Genomic DNA, 23,292 nt, shown 5'->3' with positions numbered 1-23,292 from the left:
CCACACCACGTCGCGGTCTGGTCATGGTCGGCGGCGACGTCGGCGACGCATGGTCACTGCAGTCACGATGACGGCGATCACCATCAGCAAGGACAATGCGACCAACGCCGCACCGATCACGACGACACCATCCATCGTGGGTCCCTCCGTTCTCTTTCGTGCTAGCCGAAAGCGGCAATTCCTTTCGCAAGCACGACTGTTCCGAGGATCAGAAGCAGCACGGTCATGATCACTGCGTTCTCAGCCTCGAGCCATTCGCGTAGGCGGTTCAATGGAACCCGGAGTGCGTCGGCAGCGATCAGATATGCCAAGACGGGAGCAAGGACGGTGCTGCCGGCCACGATGGTGAAGAGTATGACCAGAACGATCGTTTGTTCGACGCTGGTTCCGCTCGACCCGAGGCTCACGCCGGCGCTCGCACCCAGAAGGAGATTCTTCGGGTTCACTGCCGCGAGCAAGAGCCCGAGACCGAGCGCGGGAAGGAACTTCATCTGGTCGATGCTCTTCATCCAATTCGGCAAGGATGCCGTAGTGGCGTCGCGGGGACGCCCTCTCCATTGCCGGACCGCTAGCAACAGGAGGACCACCCCGAGGACGAGCTGGATCGTCCCCAAGATCGGAGCGCCTCCGTCATCCTCCCTCTCCGGCAACATCGAGGACGCAACTGTGAAGAGAGCAGTGACCACCGCGATGCCCAGGATCCATCCAAGCAGGAATCCTAGGCTCGTCGTTCGCGCGCGTGGCGACATCAGCATCAGAATGCTGGCGATCACCGGTATCGGGCTTACAGCGATGCCAACGGCGAGCGGCAGAAGCTGCCCGATCACGTCGTTCATTGTGGTGGGATTCAGCTCAGGAGCTTCTGCTTCGCAGTCGCGAACTCCGCGTCCGAGAGGACTCCAGAATCGTGCAACGAAGAGAGCTGTTGGAGCTTGGCGATCATGTCGTCGGCTGCCGGCGCGGGGGCCGTGGCCGGGGCGTACTGGGCGGCAGCCTGTTGCGCGGCCGCATCGATCTGCGCCTGCTGTTGAGCTGCTTCGTATTGCTGCTGTTCGTATTGCCCTTCCGCTCGACGCTGTTGGTTCTTCATGGCCGCACCCTGGACTGCTGTCGCGGTGCCGGCGACGACTGCTGTCCTTGCGGCTAGTCCGATCAATCCGGGTCGGCCGAATCTCCTCAGTGGCATTTCTCAGTCTCCTTCTTCTTCTTCCAAAAGGTCCATCAATGCGTTCACGACGGGTGCAGCGATCCTCTCTGTTCGAAGGACTTCTCCCCCGGACGAGCTCAGTTTCTCGGCGAGGTCACGTGCGTACGTGAGTTCGAGCACGGCGATGGCCGCCGAGCGACCCGGCGGCACGTGCGCCGCGAGAGTGAGTATGTCTTCCTCACCTGCAAGCCCGGACGCGATCAGCTCGACGTCTGACAACCCGGAATCGATCTGCTCGTCGAGAGCTTGGATGTCCACCTCGCCGTCCGTATCCCTGGCGATCACGACGAAGTCCAGCAGCCGGACAATGCCGGTGTCGATGAGCTCCCTCAGCGCAGAGAACGTCCCCCGATCTGGAACGCTTCCTTCGAACCCGACGAGATAGAACTCGGCCGGGCCGTAACGAAAACCGGTCATGTGGGTGTTCCTTCCTTCTTATGTTGCCGACTGTCGGGCGGATGACGATGATCGACCAGCGCCGCTACCGCCGCTCGGTTCGTGTCGTATATTGCGTGGTCTCCGAGAATTCCCAGCCTGTCGAATCGAGGACGCGCAGCGGGCCGAAGACGACTGAAAGAGAGCGATATGCGTCTGGCCGCCAACCATTCGGCGAGGCTTTCGAAGGACTCCGCTGCGGTGACGTCGGCATCTGTCACCGCCTCCATGTCGATGACCACGTGCTTCACGTCATCGGCACCTGCCCCGTCGACAGCGGAACGGACGGCGGTCGCGAAGACATCGGCGTTCGCGAAGAAGAGCGGTGCCGCCATGCGGACCACAATCACCCCCGGCGCGGTGAAACCTCCGCGTGGGGACCCTTCGAGGAGAGATGCCGACGGCTCATCGTCTGCGGTGAGTACGTCGATTGCCGGCCGCGAGGCACGGCGCGCCATGTTGATCAAAGCGAGGACGAACGCGGTGAGAATGCCTGGAATCGACCCGACGAGGAGAGTGACGAGGAAACAGAGCGCACCGATCGTGAACTCGAAACGGTCCCTGCGCCAGAGATCTGCGAACTCCTTGACCCCGAGCAGCGGCAGAATCGCAACTCCGACGATAGCCCCGATCGCAGGCGAGGGGATCCCTTCAAGAAGCCCAGTACCGAACAGCAGTAGAAGGAGAGTCCCTGCTGCGAGCACGAGCGACGGCAGCTGTGTTCGCGAACCGGACTGGTCCATCGCCGCAGTTCGACTTGTCGACGAGCCGACTGCAAAGCTGCCTTGCGCTCCGGCCGCGAGGTTCGCTACTCCGAATGCGAGCAGGTCACGATTCGGATCGGTCCGGTAGTGCCGCTTCTCACCGTAAGACCGCGATACGAGCAACCCCTCAGCTGTCGTCACGAGCGTTAGAGCCATGGCTGACGGGATGAGCAGAAGCCACGTCTGCCATTCCAACATCGGCCAGGTCAGCGTGGGCGCTCCAGCCGGCACCTCCCCGAGAACCGCGACGCCTCTGTCTGCCAGGCCCGCGGCCATCACGGCGAGTGTCGCCGCGACCATGACGATCAGCGCCCACGGCACGACTGCAAGCAATCTCTTGCCGACCAATAGGACAGCGACAGAGAGCGCGGAGATTCCGAGCGCCCAGACGTTCGTGGTTCCTAGCTGACCGATCAGGTCGCCGATCTTCTCTACGAACTCTCCGCCGGAGTTGATCGAGATGCCGAGCATCTTGGCGACCTGTGAGACGAGGATGTCGAGTGCCAGTCCGCCGACGAAGCCGATCAGGATCGGCTTGGAAAGAAAGTTCGCGAGGAAGCCGAGCTTGAACGCGGCGAGGAGTATGAACATGACACCGCAGATGATCGCCTGAGCGAGAGCCATCGTCGCGTACTCTTGCGATCCGGCCGCTGCCAGTCCGCCGATCGAGGACGCGACGAGCGCTGCGGCTGCGGCGTCCGGGGACGCGACGACCTGACGCGAGGAGACGACGAGCGCGTACACGATCGTGGGGACCACCAGGGCATACAAGCCGGCCGTTGCGGGGAGCCCCGCGATCTGCGCGTAGCCGATGTTGAGCGGTATCGCGATCGCGAGCAACGTGACACCGGCAGAGAGCTCTCTCAGCAGGTTTTGGCGTGTCACTCCCACAAAAGGCCGTTGCACGATTCCACCTCCGAGTCTCCGTCGCCAAGAGGCCGACTGAGACTCATGGTGGCACCGCTCACGTTCCGGCCGATTCCTTGCTCACCCGCGCGGGGTGACCGCCTCATTCGTCCGCAGCGACGGCCTTCGCGTTCTGGGCGGGTATCCACACCTGCCGGATGACGATGAGAATCGACGCGGTGATCGGAATCGCGACGAGGGCCCCCAACAGCCCCATCAGCGTTGCGCCCACCATCGCCCCGATGATGACGAGGACGCCCGGGACTGCCGCCGCGCGGCCCATGACTCTCGGCGTCACGACGTATGCCTCGACTTGGATGTACACGAGGTACGCGACGACGAAGATCAGCGCAGCCAAGGGGCTGATGAACAGGGTCGCCACTCCCCCGACGACGAGGAAGACCAGTGAACCGATCATCGGGACGAGCGTGATGAAGAAGGCTGCGATGGCCAAGACCACAGGGATCGACGAACCGAGCAACACTTGCAGCAGGAGCACGACGGATGCATTGATGAGCGACAACGTCACGCCTCCTGCGACCACGCCGCCCACGGAACTCGTGATCTCGTCCAACAGGCGCGAGAACCGTTCCCGCCGGTAGAGCGGAATCAACTCCGCCAGTGCCGTCTTGATGCTGTCCAGCGATGAGACGAAGTAGAGAGTCAACACGACGACGACGACGAAACTGGAGACCCCGCCGAGGATCCCGAAACCCACTCTGAGCACTCCGCCCGAGATCGCAAGGAACGACGAGACGCTCGTGAGAGAGCGAACTGCGTCAGCGAGGGCCAGCGAAAGGTCCACTCCCAACCACGCTTCGAGTCTGGCGTACCAATCGCTCGCCTGCATTGCGGCGATCGTGTCTGGCGCTGAATTGACGACCGCGGAGATCTGCCTGACGGTGGCAGGTACGACGACGAGGAGAATAACCGTCACCACGATGATGAAGATCGCTGCCACGATCGCGATACCGGCGCCTCGTGAGACGCCACGCCTTTCAAGAGCGCGGACCGCCGGATCCAGCCCCAGCGCGAGGAACATCCCGAGGAAGATTGAGATGAGTACGGTAGCGATCCCGGCCACTGTCGCAGCCAGGGCGACAGCAAGCAGCACCCCGACGGCAACGCTGAACCCCGACAGCATCGGGTGTGCAGGAAGCACACGGAAGACACCGGTGCCCCCGCGTTGCTGCGTGCTCGACTCGGACTTCGGAACTGGTCTCACCCTGGGAACGCTATCGACTCGGTCGTGCACGCGTCAGGGGTCCCTCACCTCTTTCTGGTGAGCACCGGAGTGTGAGTGGGCTTCGACGCGCAAGGTCGCCCGATGCGGGTGAGGTGTGGCACCGTCCGGAGAAGTCGAAGTGCCACCATCGCCACAAGCACAACTCAACTGTTAGGAGTCGACCGTGTCCATATGGGAAAGCTTCTGGGCCATCATCTGGTGGTTCTTCTGGGCGTTCGTATTCATCTCGTACTTGATGGTTCTGTTCGGCATCATCGCCGACATCTTCCGTGACCATGCTCTGAATGGCTGGCTGAAGGCCATCTGGATGCTCTTCCTTGTCTTCGTGCCGTTCCTCACCGCACTGGTGTACTTGATCGCTCGGGGTAACGGCATGGCAGAGAGGAGCGCTTCTGCCGTCCGCGACAGCCAGAACGCTGCGGATTCCTACATCCGCAGCGTGGCGACCGCGAGTCCCAGCGACGAGATCGAGAAGGCATCGAAGCTCCTCGCGGCAGGGACGATCACGAGCGAGGAATTCGGAGCGATCAAGGCCCGCGCGCTCCGCTGACAACACAAGAGGGTGGTCGCTGTGACGAACGACGGGCTGCGCGACGTATCTGTCGTCGTCGTCCACGTCGACAGCGACCGCCCTCGGCCTGCGGTGCTCGAGGCGCTGCTTCGCCAGGTGGAGAGCGGAACGCTCCGCCTGCTGGACTTCCTCGTCGTCCGACGAGCGAGCGACGGTAGCTTCGAGTACGTCGAGGTCGACGCCGAGATGTTCCGCCTTGCCGGCCTCGGGCTTCGCCTTGCGGGCCTTCTCAGCGTGGACGACGCACGCTCGCTGTGTACGGATCTTGCCCCCGGGGATCGCGCTGCGCTGGTTCTGGTCGAGCCCACGTGGGTCGAGCGATTCTCGAGGGAACTTGCGGCTCTAGGAGCAGACGTTCTCGCAACGCACCCGGTCGCCGGATCCCATGCGAACGCGGTCTGGAAGTCCGCTCGCGACTCCCGGTCCCCGTAGGTTTCGGAGGGACGCCCGCAACTCCGACTCTGGGTCTCTGAGAGCTTCAGACGGTGGTGCGTACAGCATCGCGCCGAGACGCGACCCCGAGCTTGCGGTAGATCGCCCGCTGGTGCGTCTTCACAGTGTTGATCGACAGGTTGAGCACCTCGGCTATCTCAGGCAGTGTCCGCGACGTCTGAAGCTGGCGGAACACATCGCGTTCGCGAACGGACAGCGCCTCTACCTGCGAGCCGGCGACGTCAGATGCAAGGCATGCGCTGATGAAGTCCTCGAACTGTGAACCGGCATGGATGTGTTCGCTCAGCAGCTTCCGCGCGGAGATCTCCCGAGGGGCGAAGAGGAGCCGCACATTCTCTTTCGCCGCTACGGCAAGCGCAGCCTCGCAGAGCTCGTGAGCGAGCGAATGGTCTCCAGCGTGCCGACGAATGACGGCTGCGGTCATGAGCGTGGCGGTCTTCACATAGGACACTTCTGAGAAAAGGTGCAGAGATCGAAGCATCCGAAGAGCTTCCCCGTATTCGCCCGCTCGGCGCAGTATCCCGGCCAGAGCGACAACGACCACCGGAAGAGTCGGGCATTGCGTGTACTTCCTGGCGATTCGCGCGGCTCTGTCGAGGTTCCCGGATGCCTCCTCGAGCATGGCTATGGACGACTCTCGAAACACCTGCCATGGAACCCCATGGAGAGTCTCGATGGGGATCTCTTGAATGCCGATCGCTGCTCGCCGAATCGCTGACGCGTCTGCGCCTTCCGCAGCAGCGTAGGCAATCATCATTCGAGCGACCGCGGCGAATGACGGGTCGTGCCCGCTGATGTTGAGAACGTCGCTGAACTCTCGGGCGCACGCCGCGCTCTCTCCCGCCCAATACGCCACATACCCTGCAGCGGCTTTGCCGCTCGCGTTCGCGTAGGTGCGACCGCTCGCGACGCTGGACCATCCAGAGGTCTTCATCTGCGTCAAGGTCTCCGCGGCATCGGCGAAACGTCCGGCCCAAGTAAGACCGAACGCCAGGTGGCCAAGTGCGCGCTGTCTGATCGAAGGGTCGAAGTCCTCTCCGTCCTCGCGGGCGGCGGAGGCGAAGTATTCCGCGGGCAGTGCCGGGTTGGTGGGGTTTCTGAGTTCGGCCCACCCCAGGAGTATGTTGATCGCTGCGTAGTGCTCGGAGCCGCTATAGGCGGCCGTCGTCGTCACCTGCCGAAGTCTGGTCACTGCGCCGCAGACCTTGCCAGGGTCGTCGCAGACGAACAGGCGAGCGATGTCGGCGGTCGTCGACTGGATCGCGCTGGAGGCGGCAGACTTCTCCGCCCGACTCATCATCTCGCTCGCGAGGTGATGATCGCCGACGACATCAGTCGCACACGCCAGAACGAACTGCAGGTCGGTGTCTCCCGGACTCTCGCGAAGGAGCCTCGATGCCGCTGACTCCACCTCGATACCGCTTCCGTTCATCAGAAGTGTCACCCACCGCGACATGAGCGTGTCGCGTGCTGTCTTCGCATCGTGGGCTCGAAGAGAGTGCTCGATCGACCTGACAGGTTCCGTCGAGGCTAGGTGCGCAGCCGCGGCACGGTGGCGGGTCGCAGTCCCATCCGGGTCGGAGCGTCGAATATCGGCGCAGGTTCGAACGAATGCACCGTGCCAGCGGAAAACGACGCCAGACGGAGTCGAGAACCGATCGACGAAAAGCCCCAGCCGTACGCACCGCTCGAGCAACTCCGCGGCATCCGATGACCCCGTGATCGCGGCGGCAAGATCTGCCGTGACCTCTTTGCAGATCGTCGTCGCGAGGACGAAGGCCGCCAGATCGGGGTCGAGGGCCGCCAGCACGTAGTCACGCACGTAGTCCCCGAGGAAGGTCTTTGCCGTCGTGGCAACCGACGTCGGCTCGTTCCCACCGATCATGACCATCCGGACTGCGATCGGCCAACCATGGGTTTCTCGGAGGAGGGCGGTCGAATCGACGGTCTGATCAGCTTCCTGTGCGAGACGCTCGATCTCTTCTTCGGTGAAGCGCAACTCATCCGCGCCGACGAAGAGCGATGGATCGAGCAACCGCTCCCGTGACATCGTCACGTCCAGGAGAGTCGTGCCGACAAGGACCATTCGAAGGTGTTCTGGCGGTTCGTCCGCAAGCATTCCGAGAAGGCCACGCCGCCAGCCCTCCCCCGCGTGGTGTGCATCATCCACGACCAACTGCATCTCGACGCCGGTGTCGGCGATGGTGTCACGGAGGGCCGCATACACATAACCAGGATCAGCGCGCTCGTCGAGAGACGGTAGCTCGAACCCTAGCTGCCGGTACCCACGGCCGAGAGCGTCGAGCACCCCTCGATTCAGATGGGACGGATCAGTATCGAGTGAATTCAAAAGGAGCCAGGAGAGCGATGACTGAGCGGTGGCCCAGTCGGCAACGGCGGTTGTCTTTCCGTATCCGCTCGGGGCGCTGACCACACTGACCGCTCGATCGGCCAACGCTCTCTCGATCGCATCACTCACGCGTTCTCGCAAAAGCGCGCCAGTGCCTCGTGCCGGCAAGCGAAAGCGTGCTGGGGGAATGTTTCCTGTGAGACGTCTGGGGACCGTCATGGCCCCCAAGCTAGCGAGTCATGGTCGGTCCATCAAGGCCTGGGGCTCAATCCGGTATATCGGAACATTGGCACAATGTGACGTACTGTTCGCGGAAAAGAGCATACCTAAACTGCCCCCGCAGCATGGGCATCTCGAGCAAGTGCATCAGCCGCACGTATGAAAAGAACGATCCATGCGAAGACCATCACACCGACGATCAACTCGACGGCAGTGAGCGTGTAATACCCGACTGCGAACAGCACAGCCAAAACCACGACCGTTGCTACAAACACGTATCCCAGCAGCTGGAAGGTGGTCGACACACCGGGCAACCACCATCGAAGGGAGATCACGAGCACGCCAAAGGAGACAGCCATACCCGAGGCCACCGAGGTGTGCAATGCAAAGTGCTGGTCGACCGGAAAGATGCCGACGCACGCGAGAAACGCTCCGATGAGCACGAGACAAGTACGCACAGCCCGAGCGCCGCCCTGCGTCGTCGGGAGCGCGCTCGTGGCGTAGCGTGCGAGCGAGGTGACCATCACACCGGCAATGATCAAGGTGAGATTGAATGTCTTTGCCGAGAGATCGTCGGTCATGCCGAGCGCGCTGAGGTTGTCCTTCCACCAGTTCGGGTCGCTCGCAGTGAGCATGCTCGCCAACACTCCGACCGCGAGGAAGACGGCGAGCACCGTCGCAAAAAGCTGCAGGTCGAGGTGCGTGGATGAGAAGTACGACACGTAAGCGGTGAGTCCGGCTGCCGCTCCGGAGAGAAGCAACACGGGCAGAGGGAAGACCACCGCGCCGACGAGTCCTTCGTTCAGGATCACGGCGATCAAGGTCCAGGCGAGGAGAGCGATTATCGCGTGAGCGAGAGTGAGGGCCGACAGGTCGATGGCCCGTCCTAGGGCCGAGCCATTGCGCTCGTGCGCTGGCGCAACGATCACGCGGCCCACGATGAAGGTGACAGCCGCCGCGGCGCCGGAAGCGATTGCGGCGTACTGGCCCACCGATCCCGGCCCGGCGATCGACGCAGAGCCGAAGCCGAAGACCGGCAGAGCTGTGATTGCGACTATGAGGAACGCAACGACGGATGTCTGAAGACCGATCGTCTCCCTCGCTCGCTCTCGCATGCCAGTGTTGAGGCTCGATCGGGCAACGGCGAGTGTATCGGCGCGTGCGGTCGTGGAGTCCATGTGAGACAGTATCGGCGCGGAGTTGCGGGTCGGCGACAGCCGTTCATCCCGATCAGGCGATGAACGAGGTTCAGATCTTGACAGGGAATGTCGCCAGTATGACGATTCCGACGACCCCGAGGGCGACCGAAAGTCCAAGGAACGTGTGTCGCCTCCACGCCAGATGCTGTGCTTGCGAGAGAGCTGCAAAGAAGAGGACAAGTGCGAAGAGGACCGTGAGGAGGGAGTAGTTGTCTCCCCGCTGATTATTGATGAGTGCCTCTTCGAACTTGGAATCCGCCCTTTCCGAAAGCTCCTGTGCTTCTGCGGTCCCTGGGGGCACATACTCGGCCATAGCGAGCGGACCCCGTTCTGTGCGGCCGCCGTCTTGCCACGCGGTGAACGCGATCGCGAACTCCTCAGTGAACCGCTCCTCGATGAAACTCATGAGGTCAAGATCGCCGTTGCGCTCAGCGATGATCCATTCCGCATAGATCGTCAGGTCGTACTGGCGAGCTGCCTGAGCGGTCGCCTCCGCTGAAGCGGCTTGAACGCGTGCGCTGGAAGCCTGGCTGAACGCGATCGACATCTCGCCACCCCATTTCGAGGCTTCGAAACCGCACCATGCGGTGAGCACCGCAGTTATGGAGAGAGTCACGACGGTCATCACCTCGAGAACCCGCCTCCTCTTCGGTACGGGGGCATTGTCGTCCGCTGTCATCTCATCATTCTTCGGGAGATCGATCAGCGGCCGTTCTTGCGGTCACCCGAGCCGGGTGACCGTCGCGTGCGTGGCGCGCGACGGGTGAGCATTCTGAGCAGATGACGCCCTATGACCGATCTGAGAATGCTCTCGGGCGGCTGCGATGAGCTTCACGGACCTCTTCCCAGGGGGTGTGACCCCGTGGCAGGTCGTCTTCGCGATTCTGTCGGTTCTGACAGGCTGGCTGGTCTCGCGGTTCGCACGCAGTGGCGTGAGAAAGCTTGCCGTCAAGACACCGGGGATCTCGGACTCTGTAGCCCAACTCGCCGCGCGCCTCACGCAGTATGTCATTCTCCTCGGCGGAATCGGGATCGGCCTTGCGTTCCTCGGCGCTAACGTGCAGCCACTGCTTGCGATGACCGCCGTCGCGGTTGTGGTGCTGATCCTGGTTCTGCGTGGCGTCGCCGACAACTTCGCCGCTGGTGTTCTTCTACAATCGCGCCGGCCTATTCAGATCGGCGAGCAGCTGACTATCGGCGTGTTGGACGAACCGGTCGAAGGGATCGTGCGCGAGCTCAACGGGAGGTCGGTGGTGGTGGAGACTTCCGATGGTCGCACCATTCACGTTCCCAATGCGACGTTGCTGAGTGAAGTCCTCGTCAATGACTCTCGGTACGGCGCACGCAGGAGCGAGGTCGTCGTGCGCGCTCGGCTCAGCGATGAGATCCAACTGCAATCGATCTCAGACCTCATCGTGGAGGCAACTCGATCCGCTGCGGGTGTCCACACACGCGAACCTCCGACGGCCACCATCGTCTACGCGTCGACGACGCGCAGCATCATCGAAGTCCGGTTCTGGCACCACCCGTTGCAGGCGAACGCTGTGTCATCGGATGTTGTGCGCCGTATCTCGCAAATTCTCGCCGAGAGCGGCATCACATATGCCGTCACAGGTCAGTCCGCGACCAAGCCTCTACCCGCGCCGGAAGAGATCTGAGCGTGGCGGGGTGAGGCCTTCGCAGGACCAGCGGAGACGGGTCGCAAGAGGAGAAGCAGCGCACCGAAGACGTACGTTCGAGCGGCGGGAGTGTTGCGGGCGTGCACGGCCGGGCACGCGCCCCGAGTACGCGGGCAGTTGCATCGAAGTCCATCCGAGTTCCACCGCTCGACTCCGCTCTGCTATCCGATCGCTTGCTCGCACGGCGATCAGATCAGTGATTTACGCACCGGTGCCATCTGGCTCACCCTCCATGGATGAACTGCACCCGCGGATCCCTGCTGGACGGCCTGCGCGAACTACGCTGACCGCATGCTCACGTCCTCGAGTGGCTCGTCAGGGAGACAACGCCCCGCCCACTCCCATATCCTGGTCACTCTCGCGTGCGCTGTCATCATTCTTGTGGGGTTGCATCTCGCCCGCGGGTTGATCGCACCGCTCGCGGTCGCGGTAGTTGTCGTCATTGTGTGTCTTCCTCTAGGCGACGCGGTGCTCACTCGCACACGGTCACGGACGGTGTGGCTGGGCACCGTATCAATCGTCGTCGTCGCGTTCGGGGTACTTGCGGCGGCGGGCGCTCTGCTCTGGGTCGCCGGGAGTCAGCTGGTTCAGCTGTTCGAAGACCTTGCCCCTGGAGGCGCACTCGACAACCTTGCGCCGACCCTCTATGAGTGGGTGATGTCTTTCCCTGGTGCTGCTCCAGAACTATCAGTGATACCGTCCCTCGATCTTGCGGCGTCGGTCAGCATCGTACGAGAGATCGGAGCGTCAGTCGGCGGCACCGCAGTCGCGCTCTTCCTTGTCTGTGCGTACGTGGTGGTCGCTGCCGCGGACGCTGGCCGGTACCGCCGGGCACGCCAGCTCTTTGGCGCCGCGGCATCCGGGCGACTTGAACGTATAAGCAACCTGAATTCAGCTATTCGCCGGTACTACCTCGTTAACAGTGTGTTCGGAGCGATCGTTGCGACGATCGACGGGCTCGCACTGTGGTCGCTCGGAGTTCCCGCGCCGGTTCTATGGGCGGTCCTCGCATTCGTCACAAACTTCATTCCAACTGTCGGTTTCGTCATTGGACTAGCGCCTCCCGCACTGCTTGCGCTCGCAGTTGGCGGATGGCAGCTCTTCCTCGCGGTCGTCGTGATCTACTGCTTCGTGAATGTGACTCTGCAGGTGTTTGTTCAACCAAAGTTCGTAAGCGACGCCGTAGGGCTCAGCCTCACCATAAGCTTCTTCTCGGTGTTCTTCTGGACGTTCGTTTTGGGGCCAATCGGCGCAATCCTCGCGATCCCTCTCACTCTGGCGACGCGGGCAATCCTGCTTGAGGGGAAACCTCAGGAGGTGTGGCTACTCTGGCTGTCTGGGCAGGACAACACTTCACGACTCCGCCCTCGGGTGCGGAAGATGCCCTGGAAGCAGCACGGACACGAGCGATCTCGCTAGCCATCTTCGTGCGTGCATCGCGATACTCAGAAACCGCTGCGTGATTCGACACGGCAATGGTTCAGCGTGGTCCGCCAGGAGCGCAGTACTCGAGCCCTCGCGAATGGTGGCGGGTCGCCGTGAACGAGAGCGAAGAGGCGGTCGGCTTCCCCGCGCGAAATGCCTATCACCCGATCATCGCCTATATCGGCGTGCTACCTGAGTATCGCGGTCGGGGCTACATCGACGGCATCCTCGCCGAAGGCACCCGCGTATTGGCCGGCGCAGCAGCAGACCACATCCGAGCCTCGACCGACGTGGGCAATGTGCCGATGGCGGATGCGTTTGCCCCAGGCGGGTACCCAGCGTTCGAGCGTCTGATCAACATGGGGTGGACCTGAGATCTCGTTGCCACCTAGTCCGCCTGCTAGAAGACGGCACCGGTGGGCTGATCTCCACGACGGCTGGGGTGAGGAAGAGCAGAACCTCCTCAAAGTGATAGCCCCGGTCTCCAGTCGAAGGCGACACATTCTCGGGTCTGTTCCGGTCGACTGAGACGTCACTCAGCGAGGCAAGCGCGGCTAATGGACCCGCCTCCCGTGCGAGAGGGGAAGTGATGAGGCCAGACGACGTCTGCGCCACAAGTATCGAATGCGATCCGAAGCCGTCATCGATTCAGGGAGCGACGACGAGGTTGCCTCGTTCTGGCTGATCGGCATGCGCCAGGTTCGACGACTCGCGCAACAGGGTGACCTCTACTTCCTTCTCTTAGATCGAATGCGGCCGTACCCGGTCTGGCGATTCGACAGCTAGGGCGGCGTGCTCAGAGTCGTCAGAGAGATAGTGCCGTCGGTTCCACCGACGTGGTCCCCTGCCCACGCTATGGGTTCATGACGAGTCGCAGCACGCACTCATCACCCGTTCAACGAAACCAGAACGACAGCCCCAGCTCAATCGACGGACGACGAGATGACTGCAACGGCTCTCTAGTCCCATCGACGGTGAGGCATCGACTCCCTCGTGAGCCTTTAGCGGCGCGGCGGTGCTTCGCTCTTGATCAACTGGCCTGGGAGAGTCGTCGCCGCCGTATACGCACGCCGCAAAAACGGCGACACGGCGATATCTCGGCAGCTGTTCCTCAGTTGTCGTCCCCCTCGCAGACTTTTTGATGAAGTCCCATTTCGCCCCCGCGGCCGGAGGGATGTGGATCACTTGGCTGCAAACGAACGACACACTGCTACGGTCTTGGGTAAGCACAGCCGCTCCGTGTCCTCGGGGCTTGACGACGGAGACTATTGGGCGATGGCGGAACCTGAAATTCTGGCTGGTCGGTATCTGTTGCTTGACAACCACAAACCTCGGTCCGGCGGCTCCGCCGTCGTCCGGAAAGCGATCATCACAAGCGACGGCAGGCCGGTTGCGGTTAAGTTCGTGTCGGGTGGAGCCGATGGCGTGCTTCGAAAACTGGTGGAGCGGGAGGTCGGTCTTCTACGCAAGGCGAACCAGGCGGCGCACCCCAACATCATCACTCTGGTTGATCACGGCGTGGAAGAAGAAACATCGACGCCGTATCTCGTCTTTGATTGGGTGGACAAGACGCTGAGCGATCTTCTCGCGGACGCGCAGCCGTGGGACTGGCGCGACTTCTGCGACAGAGTCTTGCGTCCAGTCGCTGGGGCGATCGCATTTCTTCACAGCAACCAGATCACCCACCGGGACGTCAAACCGGGGAACATTCTCTGGAACGACGAGGGCGTTGCTCTGCTTGCAGACTTCGGCATTGCGAAGCAGCATCGAACACGGGACGACACAACGGCGACGGTCGGATCGCTTCGGAGCCACCTGTATGCACCGCCCGAACGTGAATCCGAGCTCCCCTTTGTCCGCGACGTGTTCTCGCTAGGCGTGCTGGCTGTTCAGGGCCTTTGCAATCAAGACGCACGTGCGACGGAGTTTCATGAGCTTCAACCGGTGCTCGACTCTCTGGAACTCCCCCCTCCGCTGGACGACCTAATTCGAAGGTCAATCGCACTTTCGCCCAACGACCGTCCAGTGAGTGGGAAGGAGTTTCTGCGCCAGCTCGACCTTGTCTTGGCGGACGAGGTCGGCGAAACGCAAAGGCTGCGTGTGTCCCTAAAGCTGACCAAATCGGCGATCGCTTCAGTAACCGCAGACGGCAGTTCCACCGCCGCCCGGACGATTATTGAACACGACCTCAGAGGACGTACCCACGCCAGTTCCTACTGGGACCCGCAGCAAGGCGGGTACGACTTCAATTCCTTCCTCGTTCTTGGTGAGGCGCTCAGGCTCCTAGTCCGACTCGATGTCAGCACCCAAGAGCTCGTAGTGGTATCTGCTCGGAAGACAGAGTACGAGGCGCTCGAACGCGAACGCGAAGCTGCGCTGGTCGCCGACACTTTTGTTGACTGGTCGCTGGCCTCCCCACTCAGCGTCCTTGAGGCACGACAAACCCAGAACACTCTGCTAGCGCGGCTCCGCGAGCATCGAGAAGCCGAAGCGGAGCGGCGAGCTAGCGGTGGCGATGCCATGGTACGTGAACTGTTAGCCGTGTGGCAGCGAACGCTCACTGCCCGCGAAGTGCTCGGCCTTGGGGTTATGCCCACGATTCGCTTCGAACGCTCCGAAGCACGGGGGCATACCGAGACTGCTTTTGGGCTCAGCGAACCGCTGGACCTAGACGTCCGAGGGACAGAGTGGCAGTACACGGACGAGGTCGGACGAATCTGCGGACGCGGAGCCGCCGTGGAACAAGGTTCCAACACCCTGTCCATCCGTTGGAATTGGCATGACTCGGGAAGCATTGCGCAATCCGGCAAGCTCACGCCGTACCTTGGCCCCGCGCAGATTGCGATAGATCGACAGAGGGATGCATTGCAGCGTCTCGAGAGTGGCGAAGCCGTGCTGCCGTCGCTGGCGGACATCCTCGCACAGCCATCGAAGGCGCGGCCTCCTCGTGAGATCGGTGAAATCGATTGGGCGACCACCCTCGACGTTGACAAGCAAACCTCCGTGAGAGCTGGCCTAGGAACCGAGGACTGTGTGCTAGTGACGGGTCCCCCTGGTACCGGTAAGACGCGCATGATCGCGGAACTGGTTGCTCAGGAGCTTGCCCGGAACTCCTCAGCCCGAATTCTTCTCGTGAGCCAAACCCACGTCGCGATTGACAACGCCCTGGAGCGAATCCAAAAGCTCGGCGTTGCATCGATTGTCCGAATGGCTCGAGAGGACGACGACCGCGTCGCAGAGACCTCGTCGAGCCTACGGCTCGATCTGCAGTTACAAGCCTGGTCAGCGAACGTCCGCCGAAATGCAGAGGGTGCTTTCGCTGCCCTGTCGTCCGCGGGTGGCATGGATCCGGGACAGCTGAGTGCGGCTATGCATTTGCAAGCGTGGCGAGTCGCTCATCAGGCACGGAACAAAGCCGCGTCGCAACTGCGCGCCGCGCAGCTTGCGGACGACACCACTGCAAGCCGACTGGAACTGACCCCCAGCCTCGACGAGCTCAGGCGCCAACACGACGACGCAGTTGCTCGTGAAGACAGTTCGCTTCTGAATGCTCGGTCCGCCCTTGGAGACTCGATCGAACTCGGGCAAGCTGTAACGGTTGGCGACATTGATGCTGCCCTCGAAATGATCCTGGAGCAGTCGGAGGACTCCAAACGATTGCTTGACCTCCTCAAACTTCAAGCAGAGTGGATTCAAAGGGTCTCGGCCGATCGACGTATGGCGACCATCCTTCTCGAAGACAGTTCTGTCGTCGCAGGGACCTGTCTCGGGTTCATTGGACACCCGTCAGCAAGAACTCTGAACTTCGATCTCTGCATCATAGATGAAGCCTCAAAGTCAACGAGCACCGAGGTGTTGGTTCCCATGGTGCGCGCCTCCCGCATCGTGCTGGTCGGAGACGTCAATCAGCTTCCACCCCTAGATGAAGATCTCTTGCGTGAGCCGAGCATCCTGCGAGAAGCCGACCTACTGCCCTCACAGGTGCGCGAGACTCTCTTCGAACGCCTCTCATCACACCTCCCGTCGAGCAACCAGTTTCGACTGACCGAGCAATACCGTATGGTTCCGGCCATCGGGGACATGATCTCAACTTGCTTCTACGATGGGTGGTTGCGCTCAGCGGATGTGCAGGGGCCGGCCGGATACGACCTTCTGAGCAAACCTGTGCTCTGGCTCGACACTTCCCGACTGAACAATCGACGCGAGACACGAGACGCCCGTTCAGCGGGAAGCTACGTGAACAATTGCGAGGCGGACGCTGTTACGGAGCGTCTGACGTCTCTACAGCGTGCAATCGACAGTGGTTTGATCCCTAGATCAGATCGCGGTGCTTATCACGTCATTGTCATCGCTCCCTATCGGAGCCAGACCGAGGAACTCAAACGAAGGCTAGATCGGGCGGGGGCAGAACTGAAAGACCTTCGAGTCGAAGTCGAGTCTGTCGACGCAGTCCAGGGACGCGAATGCGACCTCGCGATCTTCAGTGTGACGAGGAGCAATAAGTCCGGCAAACTCGGATTCCTAAGCGAACCCTACTGGCGTCGAATCAACGTCGCACTGTCACGCGCACGCTTCGGCCTCACGATCGTGGGAGACGCTGAGTTCTGCGACGCGAAACCTGGCGGCCTGAAGAAGGTGCTCTCATACATCCGGGAGCACCCCGAAACTTGTGAGTTGAGGACCGCATGACGTACCTCACCGATCGCGACCTAGTGCTGAGATTCCAGGAGGCACGACCGGGTCGCACGCTCATTGCGATCGAGGACGTCGCTCTGCCTGTAACCGTTCTTCGCGTTCTGGTCGCAGCTCAGGAGGATAAGGATCTTCCGCTACTCGAAGAGTTCCTTCTTCGCGGAATTAACGCAGGGCTGAGCTCCGTCGAAGAGGTCGCCGCTCTTCTGGGACTCGCAAAGACCCAACTCGACAGCGCCATGGTCAATCAGCTCACGGTCGGCAACCTCGGTTACCATTCCGCGACGGGGAAGGTGGGGCTGACCGCTCAAGGCAAGCAGACGACGCTAACCCTACGCGCGATCTCTCCGATCGACCTCGAGTTGCCCGCGAGTTTCGACCGAACGTTGTGGCGAGTGACCGAGTACCGCGAACGAGATCTAATCACAAAATCGCAGGCGCGGGAGCGAGCAATGCATATTCTCCCCGCGTCCCGGTACGAACATGTCGAGACGTCACATTTGCGCCTCCAGGATCTTGAACACCTAGTCCAGGTTGAGAAGCGCGGACATCGACACTTGCAACTACTGGCTATTCTGCGAGCCAGCGTTGTCAAACACCGATATCTGCCGGCGAAAATGCTACTCTTTGCGGACGATTTTCAGTCCGTTCCGGAGGTGGCGTGGGTCGTCGACGGTGAAGAAAGCCCCATCCACGCCCGGGTGTTCGAGAAGCTGGCGACCGATCGCTTGAGTCGTCTGAGGGTGCTCCACAACGAGGTGCCGACGCAAGGTGAAGTTGAGGCGATCGTCGGCGCATCGAGCTCATCAAGATACGAGCAGCTTGAACCGACGGATCAACAAGCCTTGGTACGGGCATCACTCACGGGGACGGACCGACGAGTGTCTATTCTCACCGGGCGGATAAGCGCGGGAGTAGTTGATCAGGCAGCTGTAGCGCTCTTGGAAGCCAACCTTCGCCGAGGTGCACGCGTAACCATCGCTTACTACGATCTCGACGGGATCAGCAGTGACGAGGATGCCGTCTACAGACTCGAGCAATTGCAGAATCGTCACTCGGGGTTCCGGTTTGTAAAGCTCGAACGAACCAGCCCACACGTGCTCGTCGCGGACCAACGTACGCTTCACACCAGAATGGAGCTACTTTCCTTCAAATCGCATCCTTCCGCGACCTATCATGCGAGCCACGGGAGAATGTACGACAATGCCGAGCACGCAAACGAAGCGCACGAACACGTTTCTCTAGCTGCGAAGAGTTCAGGCTGACGAGGCTGGCACAGAGTATGACGTGGTGCAATGAGTTCGGCAGACAAGGTGTGGTGAGTCGATGCGAGTCGTGGCCAGGGTCGCGACTGCGTCGCGGGGCTTCGCGCCAGCAATATGGAGACAGAAGGCATTGAACGTCGCAGAGCCGCAGCGCGGCGGCTGGGGCTGGAATGTCCAGCTACTTATGGACATGAATGATATCGAGGATGCAGCCGGGCTCGCCCGCAGCATCAACGCGGCAGAACTGGAAGTGGACGGCCAACGAGTACGAGTCACCCCGAATCAGATGGCTCGTCTGATCGAGGCCCCGCCGGATAGCATCGACCGAGCTGTCTTCGTTTCGCTGTGCACCGTGCTCCATTGCTCGCCAGGAGACCTGGTCTGGGTCCCGCGACCACGCCCGCGGTGACGCTTAGATTCGCCCTGAAAGCGTGAGCACGGCTGTGCTCTGAAACATCGATCACGAGGTGGGCGACCGCTCAGTCGCGTCTAGACAGGACGCTCCAAGCCATCAGAGCCACCCCCGGTGCTCCCACCGATCGCACAATTACGTCCGAGGTCTTTGCGCTGCCGACCCGTGCGCTCCTGCCTGAGTCGAACGAGTCGGCGTGAACTCAGTACGCGTTCATACGGGCGTGTGCCAGTCGCGCAATCGGGACGATCGAGGCAGTCGCTAGGCTCAACACGTGAAAGGAAGCAACGTCGAGATCGACTGGGAAGCCGCACGCAGCGCGAATCTGCAGAACTGGAACGACCGAGTCCCTTTGCACGAGGCAGCATACGGATTGGACGCGTTCGACGAGCCAAACCACCTCAGCGACGTCGTGAGCGACGATCTGCCGGTGCTCAGCCGTTTCGTGCGTGGTGGAACTCTGTCAGGGCTGGACCTCTGCCATCTGCAGTGCCACATCGGCACTGACACGATCTCGTTGGCACGTGCCGGGGCGATCGTGACGGGCGTGGATTTCTCGGAGCCGGCGTTGCGGGCTGCAGAGGCGCTCGCGAACCGCGCGGGGGTCTCGGCCACGTGGGTCCACACCGACGTCCTCGATGCGAGCAACGCGGTGTCGGGCGACTTCGACGTCGTCTACACGAGCATCGGGACGATCTGCTGGCTCGAGGATCTCGACCGCTGGGCGACTCAGATCGTCGCTCTGCTGCGCTCGGGTGGCACGTTCTTCATCCGCGATGGTCATCCCGCGTTACTCGCTCTCGACGAGGATGCGCCAGACCTCACGACGCGCTACCCGTACTTCGGAGACGGTCGCGCACAGCGGTGGGACGACGAGTCGACTTACGCCGGAGACGGCAAGGTCGCGCACCCGCGCACGTACGAGTGGCCGCACCCCCTCTCGGAGGTCCTCGGATCGTTGTTGAGAGCCGGCCTCCGCCTCCTTCACTTCGATGAGGGACGAACACTCCCCTGGCAGTTCAGCCCGCGGATGGTCGAGGTGCCGCGTGGCTATGCCTGGCCTGAGGCGGAACGTAATCTCATCCCCTGCACCTTCACGATCGTCGCGCGCAAGGACTGAGCGGCCCCTCCCCTACGCGCCGACGTAGGCTGCCAAGTGCTCGCCCGTGACAGTCGGCTTGGCCGCGACGAGATCCGCGGGACTTCCCTCGAAAACCACTCGACCCCCGTCGTGTCCTGCGCCTGGTCCGATGTCGATGATCCAGTCGGCATGGGCCATCACCGCCTGGTGGTGCTCGATCACGATGACCGTCTTGCCGGATTCGACGAGTCGATCCAGAAGACCGAGGATGTTCTGGACATCGGCGAGGTGGAGCCCCGTGGTCGGTTCGTCGAGGACGTACGTGTCGCCCTTCTCCCCCATCTGGATCGCCAGCTTGATGCGCTGACGCTCGCCGCCCGACAACGTCGACAGCGGCTGCCCGAGGGAGAGATACCCCAGACCCACGTCTTCGAGGCGCCCGAGGATGGTGGCAGCAGCGGGAAGCTTCGCCTCACCCTCGGAGAAGAAGACCCTCGCCTCGGCGACGGGCAGATCAAGCACCTCGGTGATGTCCTTGCCCGCGAGCTTGTACTCGAGGACGGCAGCCTGGAACCGCTTGCCGCCGCAGTCCTCGCAGGGCGTCTCGATCGTGTCCATGAACCCGAGCTCGGTGATGATGACGCCGGCGCCCTTGCAGGTCGGGCACGCTCCTTCGGAGTTCGCGCTGAACAACGCGGGCTTGACCCCGTTGGCTTTGGCGAACGCCTTGCGAATCGGTTCGAGCATGCCGGTATAGGTGGCGGGGTTGCTCCGTCGTGATCCCTTGATCGCCCCCTGGTCGATCGCGACGATGCCCTCGAGCTTCGACACCGATCCGTGGATCAGCGAGCTCTTGCCCGAACCGGCGACGCCGGTGACGACAGTCAGAATTCCGGTGGGGATGTCGACGTCGACGTTCTGCAGGTTGTTGGCGGTGGCGCCGCGGATCTCGATCGCACCGGTGCTGCTGCGCACCGATTCTTTGAGCACCGCTCTGTCGTCGAGATGATCGCCCGTGCGCGTGCCGCTGGCCTTCAGCCCTTCAACGGTCCCCTCGAAGCAGATCTCTCCTCCTGCGCTCCCCGCGCCGGGGCCGAGGTCGACCACATGATCGCCGATCACGATGGTCTCGGGCTTGTGCTCGACGACCAGCACCGTGTTGCCCTTGTCGCGCAGGCGAAGCAGCAGCGTGTTCATCCGCTGGATGTCGTGCGGGTGGAGGCCGATGGTCGGCTCGTCGAACACATAGGTGACGTCGGTGAGAGACGACCCCAGATGGCGCAGCATCTTGATGCGTTGCGCCTCCCCACCGGAGAGCGTTCCGGAGGGCCGCTCGAGGCTCAGGTATCCCAGGCCGAGGGTGACGAACGCGTCGAGGTTGGCACGCAGGGCCTCGAGCAGCGGAGCTGCGCCCGGAAGCTCCAGACCGCGCACCCACTCGGCGAGATCGGTCACCTGCATCCGGCAGGCATCGGCGATGCTGATCCCGTCGATCTTCGATGACCGCGCCCCCTCGGTGAGACGCGTGCCGTCGCACTCGGGGCACGTCGCGAATGTCGCCACCCGCTCGACGAAGGCGCGGATGTGCGGCTGCAGGGCGTCGAGGTCCTTCGAGAGCATCGACTTGGTGATCTTGGGGATGAGCCCCTCGTAGGTCATGTTGATGCCCGAGATCTTGACCTTGGTGACCTCACCGTAGAGGAAGAGCTGGCGCTGCTTCTCGGTGAACTCGGCGACCGGCTTGTCTGCCGGATAGAAACCCGACGCGGAGAAGCCCTTCACCATCCAGCCGTCCGCGGTGTACCCCGGGACCATGATCGCCCCCTCGTCGAGGGACTTCGACTCGTCGACGATCTGGGAGAGGTCGAGATCGGACACCGCTCCCCTGCCCTCGCACCGCGGGCACATGCCTCCCAGATAGATGGCATCCTTGACGATCTTCTTCTCGCCGCCCGGCCCGGTCATCACACCGCTCGCCTTCTGGGTCGGGATGTTGAAGGAGAAGGCCGTCGGACCACCGATGTAGGGCTGACCCAGCTTGCTGAAGAGGATCCGCAGCATCGCGTTCGCATCGGTGACCGTGCCGACCGTCGAACGCGGGTTGGCCCCGAGTCGCTCCTGGTCGACGATGATCGAGGTCGTCAGCCCCTCGAGCACGTCGACGTCGGGGCGCGGCACCGAGGGCATGAACCCCTGCACGAACGCGCTGTAGGTCTCGTCGATCATTCGCCGGGACTCGGCGGCGATCGTGTCGAAGACCAGCGAGCTCTTGCCCGACCCCGAGACGCCGGTGAACACCGTGAGACGACGCTTGGGGATGTCGACGCTCACTTCTTTCAGGTTGTTCTCGCGCGCACCCTGCACGCGGATGATGTCGTGGCCGTCAGCGGGGTGCGTCGTCATGAGATTCCTCGAGTAGGGACCGGGTCAGCCGGCCTGGTTGATTCGGAGCAGATTGCCCGCGGGGTCGCGGAACGCGCAGTCGCGCACCCCGTACGGCTGGTCCATGGGCTCTTGGACCACGTCGGCGCCGCTGTCGACGAGCCGCTCGAACAGGGCGTCGAGATCGTCGCTGGCGAGCGTCACCGCGCCATAGCTGCCTTTGGCGATGAGCTCGAGGATCGTCTGACGCTCGGCATCTGTGATCCCAGGGTCGGTGGCAGGCGGGTGCAGCACGATCGACGTCTCGGGTTGTCCTTGCGGACCGACCGTGAGCCATCGGAGGCCGTCGTAGCCGACGTCGTTGCGCACCTCGAAACCGAGGGCGTCACGATAGAAGCCGAGAGCCGCCTCGGCGTCGGTGTGCGGGAGGAATGCGTAGTGGATGCTGATGTTCATGGGGTTCACGTTAGGTGCGCGCCCGTGCGCGGCGCTTCTTGATTCCTGATCGGTCTGATCACGTGCTTCACCTGAAAGTTGGGGATGCCGTCGATATCCGCTGCGCGCTCACGATACACGCGAGGTGGGACACCGACCAGCTCGGTGAAGCGGGTGCTGAAGGTGCCCAGCGATGAGCAGCCCACTTCGAAGCACACCTCGGTGACGCTGAGGTCGCCGCGGCGCAGCAGCGCCATGGCCCGCTCGATCCGCCGCGTCATCAGATACGAGTACGGCGACTCTCCGTAGGTCTCTTTGAACCGTCTGCTGAGATGCCCCGCGGACATGTGGGCGCCGCGGGCCAGAGCCTCCACATCCAGAGGTGTCGCGTAGTCGCGATCGATGCGATCCCGCACCCCACGCATCACGACGAGCTCGCGGAGCCGCGCGTCATCGTCCGGGGTCACCTCACGATTTTCCCATGACCTCCTGTAACAGAGTGTGAACGACCGCGACATATCGATATCGTCCTCCCCCAATCTCGGCCCAGACAGCGCTACTCTGTGACCAT

20 protein-coding genes are annotated in these 23,292 nt (G+C 62.3%); 9 read left to right on the top strand and 11 right to left on the bottom strand.

The window, feature by feature from the left end; genetic code table 11:
• Window positions 1–161: 161 nt before the first annotated feature.
• From FIV50_RS08495 to FIV50_RS08475, 5 genes are all read right to left on the bottom strand, one after another.
• Window positions 162–836 carry a GAP family protein gene (locus FIV50_RS08495; RefSeq protein ID WP_140037062.1) on the bottom strand — a complete coding sequence of 225 codons (675 nt, stop codon included), beginning with the start codon at window positions 834–836 and terminating at the stop codon, window positions 162–164.
• A gap of 11 nt (window positions 837–847) precedes the next feature.
• Window positions 848–1,090, bottom strand: coding sequence for an SHOCT domain-containing protein (locus tag FIV50_RS08490; protein WP_308810392.1), 243 nt, complete (start codon window positions 1,088–1,090; stop codon window positions 848–850).
• 99 nt (window positions 1,091–1,189) lie between these two features.
• Window positions 1,190–1,624: a DUF6325 family protein gene (locus FIV50_RS08485; protein ID WP_140037060.1), complete on the bottom strand. Its 435-nt coding sequence runs from the start codon at window positions 1,622–1,624 to the stop codon at window positions 1,190–1,192.
• A complete protein-coding gene (locus FIV50_RS08480; RefSeq protein ID WP_258184484.1) occupies window positions 1,621–3,291 on the bottom strand; it encodes a SulP family inorganic anion transporter in 1,671 nt (556 codons plus the stop codon). Before FIV50_RS08480 ends, FIV50_RS08485 begins: the two co-directional genes overlap by 4 nt.
• A gap of 124 nt (window positions 3,292–3,415) precedes the next feature.
• Window positions 3,416–4,537, bottom strand: coding sequence for an AI-2E family transporter (locus tag FIV50_RS08475; RefSeq protein ID WP_140037058.1), 1,122 nt, complete (start codon window positions 4,535–4,537; stop codon window positions 3,416–3,418).
• 184 nt (window positions 4,538–4,721) lie between these two features.
• Here FIV50_RS08475 and FIV50_RS08470 point away from each other — a divergent pair, with 184 nt between their 5' ends.
• On the top strand, window positions 4,722–5,108 hold the full coding sequence (locus FIV50_RS08470; protein WP_140037057.1) for a PLDc N-terminal domain-containing protein: 387 nt from the start codon (window positions 4,722–4,724) through the stop codon (window positions 5,106–5,108).
• A 21-nt stretch (window positions 5,109–5,129) separates the two neighbouring features.
• Window positions 5,130–5,561, top strand: coding sequence for a DUF6325 family protein (locus tag FIV50_RS08465; RefSeq protein WP_140037056.1), 432 nt, complete (start codon window positions 5,130–5,132; stop codon window positions 5,559–5,561).
• Between the two features lie 46 nt (window positions 5,562–5,607).
• Here FIV50_RS08465 and FIV50_RS08460 read toward each other — a convergent pair whose 3' ends face one another.
• From FIV50_RS08460 to FIV50_RS08450, 3 genes are all read right to left on the bottom strand, one after another.
• Window positions 5,608–7,890 carry a helix-turn-helix transcriptional regulator gene (locus FIV50_RS08460; protein WP_258184483.1) on the bottom strand — a complete coding sequence of 761 codons (2,283 nt, stop codon included), beginning with the start codon at window positions 7,888–7,890 and terminating at the stop codon, window positions 5,608–5,610.
• Window positions 7,891–8,258: 368 nt separating this feature from the next.
• Window positions 8,259–9,329, bottom strand: coding sequence for a DUF998 domain-containing protein (locus FIV50_RS08455; protein WP_140037054.1), 1,071 nt, complete (start codon window positions 9,327–9,329; stop codon window positions 8,259–8,261).
• Window positions 9,330–9,399: 70 nt separating this feature from the next.
• On the bottom strand, window positions 9,400–10,029 hold the full coding sequence (locus FIV50_RS08450; RefSeq protein ID WP_140037053.1) for a hypothetical protein: 630 nt from the start codon (window positions 10,027–10,029) through the stop codon (window positions 9,400–9,402).
• Between the two features lie 145 nt (window positions 10,030–10,174).
• Here FIV50_RS08450 and FIV50_RS08445 point away from each other — a divergent pair, with 145 nt between their 5' ends.
• From FIV50_RS08445 to FIV50_RS08415, 7 genes are all read left to right on the top strand, one after another.
• Complete coding sequence (locus FIV50_RS08445; RefSeq protein ID WP_140037052.1) at window positions 10,175–11,008, top strand: mechanosensitive ion channel domain-containing protein; 834 nt, start codon at window positions 10,175–10,177, stop codon at window positions 11,006–11,008.
• Between the two features lie 312 nt (window positions 11,009–11,320).
• Window positions 11,321–12,448 carry an AI-2E family transporter gene (locus FIV50_RS08440; protein WP_140037051.1) on the top strand — a complete coding sequence of 376 codons (1,128 nt, stop codon included), beginning with the start codon at window positions 11,321–11,323 and terminating at the stop codon, window positions 12,446–12,448.
• 119 nt (window positions 12,449–12,567) lie between these two features.
• Complete coding sequence (locus FIV50_RS08435) at window positions 12,568–12,828, top strand: hypothetical protein (RefSeq protein ID WP_219846271.1); 261 nt, start codon at window positions 12,568–12,570, stop codon at window positions 12,826–12,828.
• A gap of 901 nt (window positions 12,829–13,729) precedes the next feature.
• On the top strand, window positions 13,730–17,143 hold the full coding sequence (locus FIV50_RS08430; RefSeq protein WP_140037050.1) for an AAA domain-containing protein: 3,414 nt from the start codon (window positions 13,730–13,732) through the stop codon (window positions 17,141–17,143).
• Window positions 17,140–18,411, top strand: a complete 1,272-nt coding sequence (locus FIV50_RS08425; RefSeq protein ID WP_140037049.1) for a hypothetical protein — start codon at window positions 17,140–17,142, stop codon at window positions 18,409–18,411. The genes FIV50_RS08430 and FIV50_RS08425 overlap by 4 nt, the downstream gene beginning before the upstream one ends.
• A 130-nt stretch (window positions 18,412–18,541) precedes the next feature.
• On the top strand, window positions 18,542–18,820 hold the full coding sequence (locus FIV50_RS08420; protein ID WP_181164364.1) for a helix-turn-helix domain-containing protein: 279 nt from the start codon (window positions 18,542–18,544) through the stop codon (window positions 18,818–18,820).
• 277 nt (window positions 18,821–19,097) lie between these two features.
• On the top strand, window positions 19,098–19,943 hold the full coding sequence (locus FIV50_RS08415) for a class I SAM-dependent methyltransferase (protein WP_140037047.1): 846 nt from the start codon (window positions 19,098–19,100) through the stop codon (window positions 19,941–19,943).
• Between the two features lie 12 nt (window positions 19,944–19,955).
• Here FIV50_RS08415 and FIV50_RS08410 read toward each other — a convergent pair whose 3' ends face one another.
• From FIV50_RS08410 to FIV50_RS08400, 3 genes are read right to left on the bottom strand one after another with little or no spacing between them, the layout of a single operon-like run.
• A complete protein-coding gene (locus FIV50_RS08410) occupies window positions 19,956–22,307 on the bottom strand; it encodes an ATP-binding cassette domain-containing protein (protein ID WP_140037046.1) in 2,352 nt (783 codons plus the stop codon).
• Window positions 22,308–22,331: 24 nt separating this feature from the next.
• Window positions 22,332–22,742 (bottom strand): VOC family protein, encoded by a 411-nt coding sequence (locus tag FIV50_RS08405; RefSeq protein ID WP_140037045.1) that lies wholly within the window; start codon window positions 22,740–22,742, stop codon window positions 22,332–22,334.
• A gap of 5 nt (window positions 22,743–22,747) precedes the next feature.
• Entirely contained in the window at window positions 22,748–23,146 is a 399-nt protein-coding gene (locus tag FIV50_RS08400; RefSeq protein WP_258184488.1) for a helix-turn-helix transcriptional regulator, read from the bottom strand.
• Window positions 23,147–23,292: the final 146 nt, after the last annotated feature.

This window comes from Microbacterium foliorum, from assembly GCF_006385575.1.
In the GTDB taxonomy this organism is placed as follows: Bacteria; Actinomycetota; Actinomycetes; order Actinomycetales; family Microbacteriaceae; genus Microbacterium; species Microbacterium foliorum_B.
The sequence above is the reverse complement of the archived record's forward strand: the minus strand, read 5'-3'. Positions and strand labels throughout refer to the sequence as shown.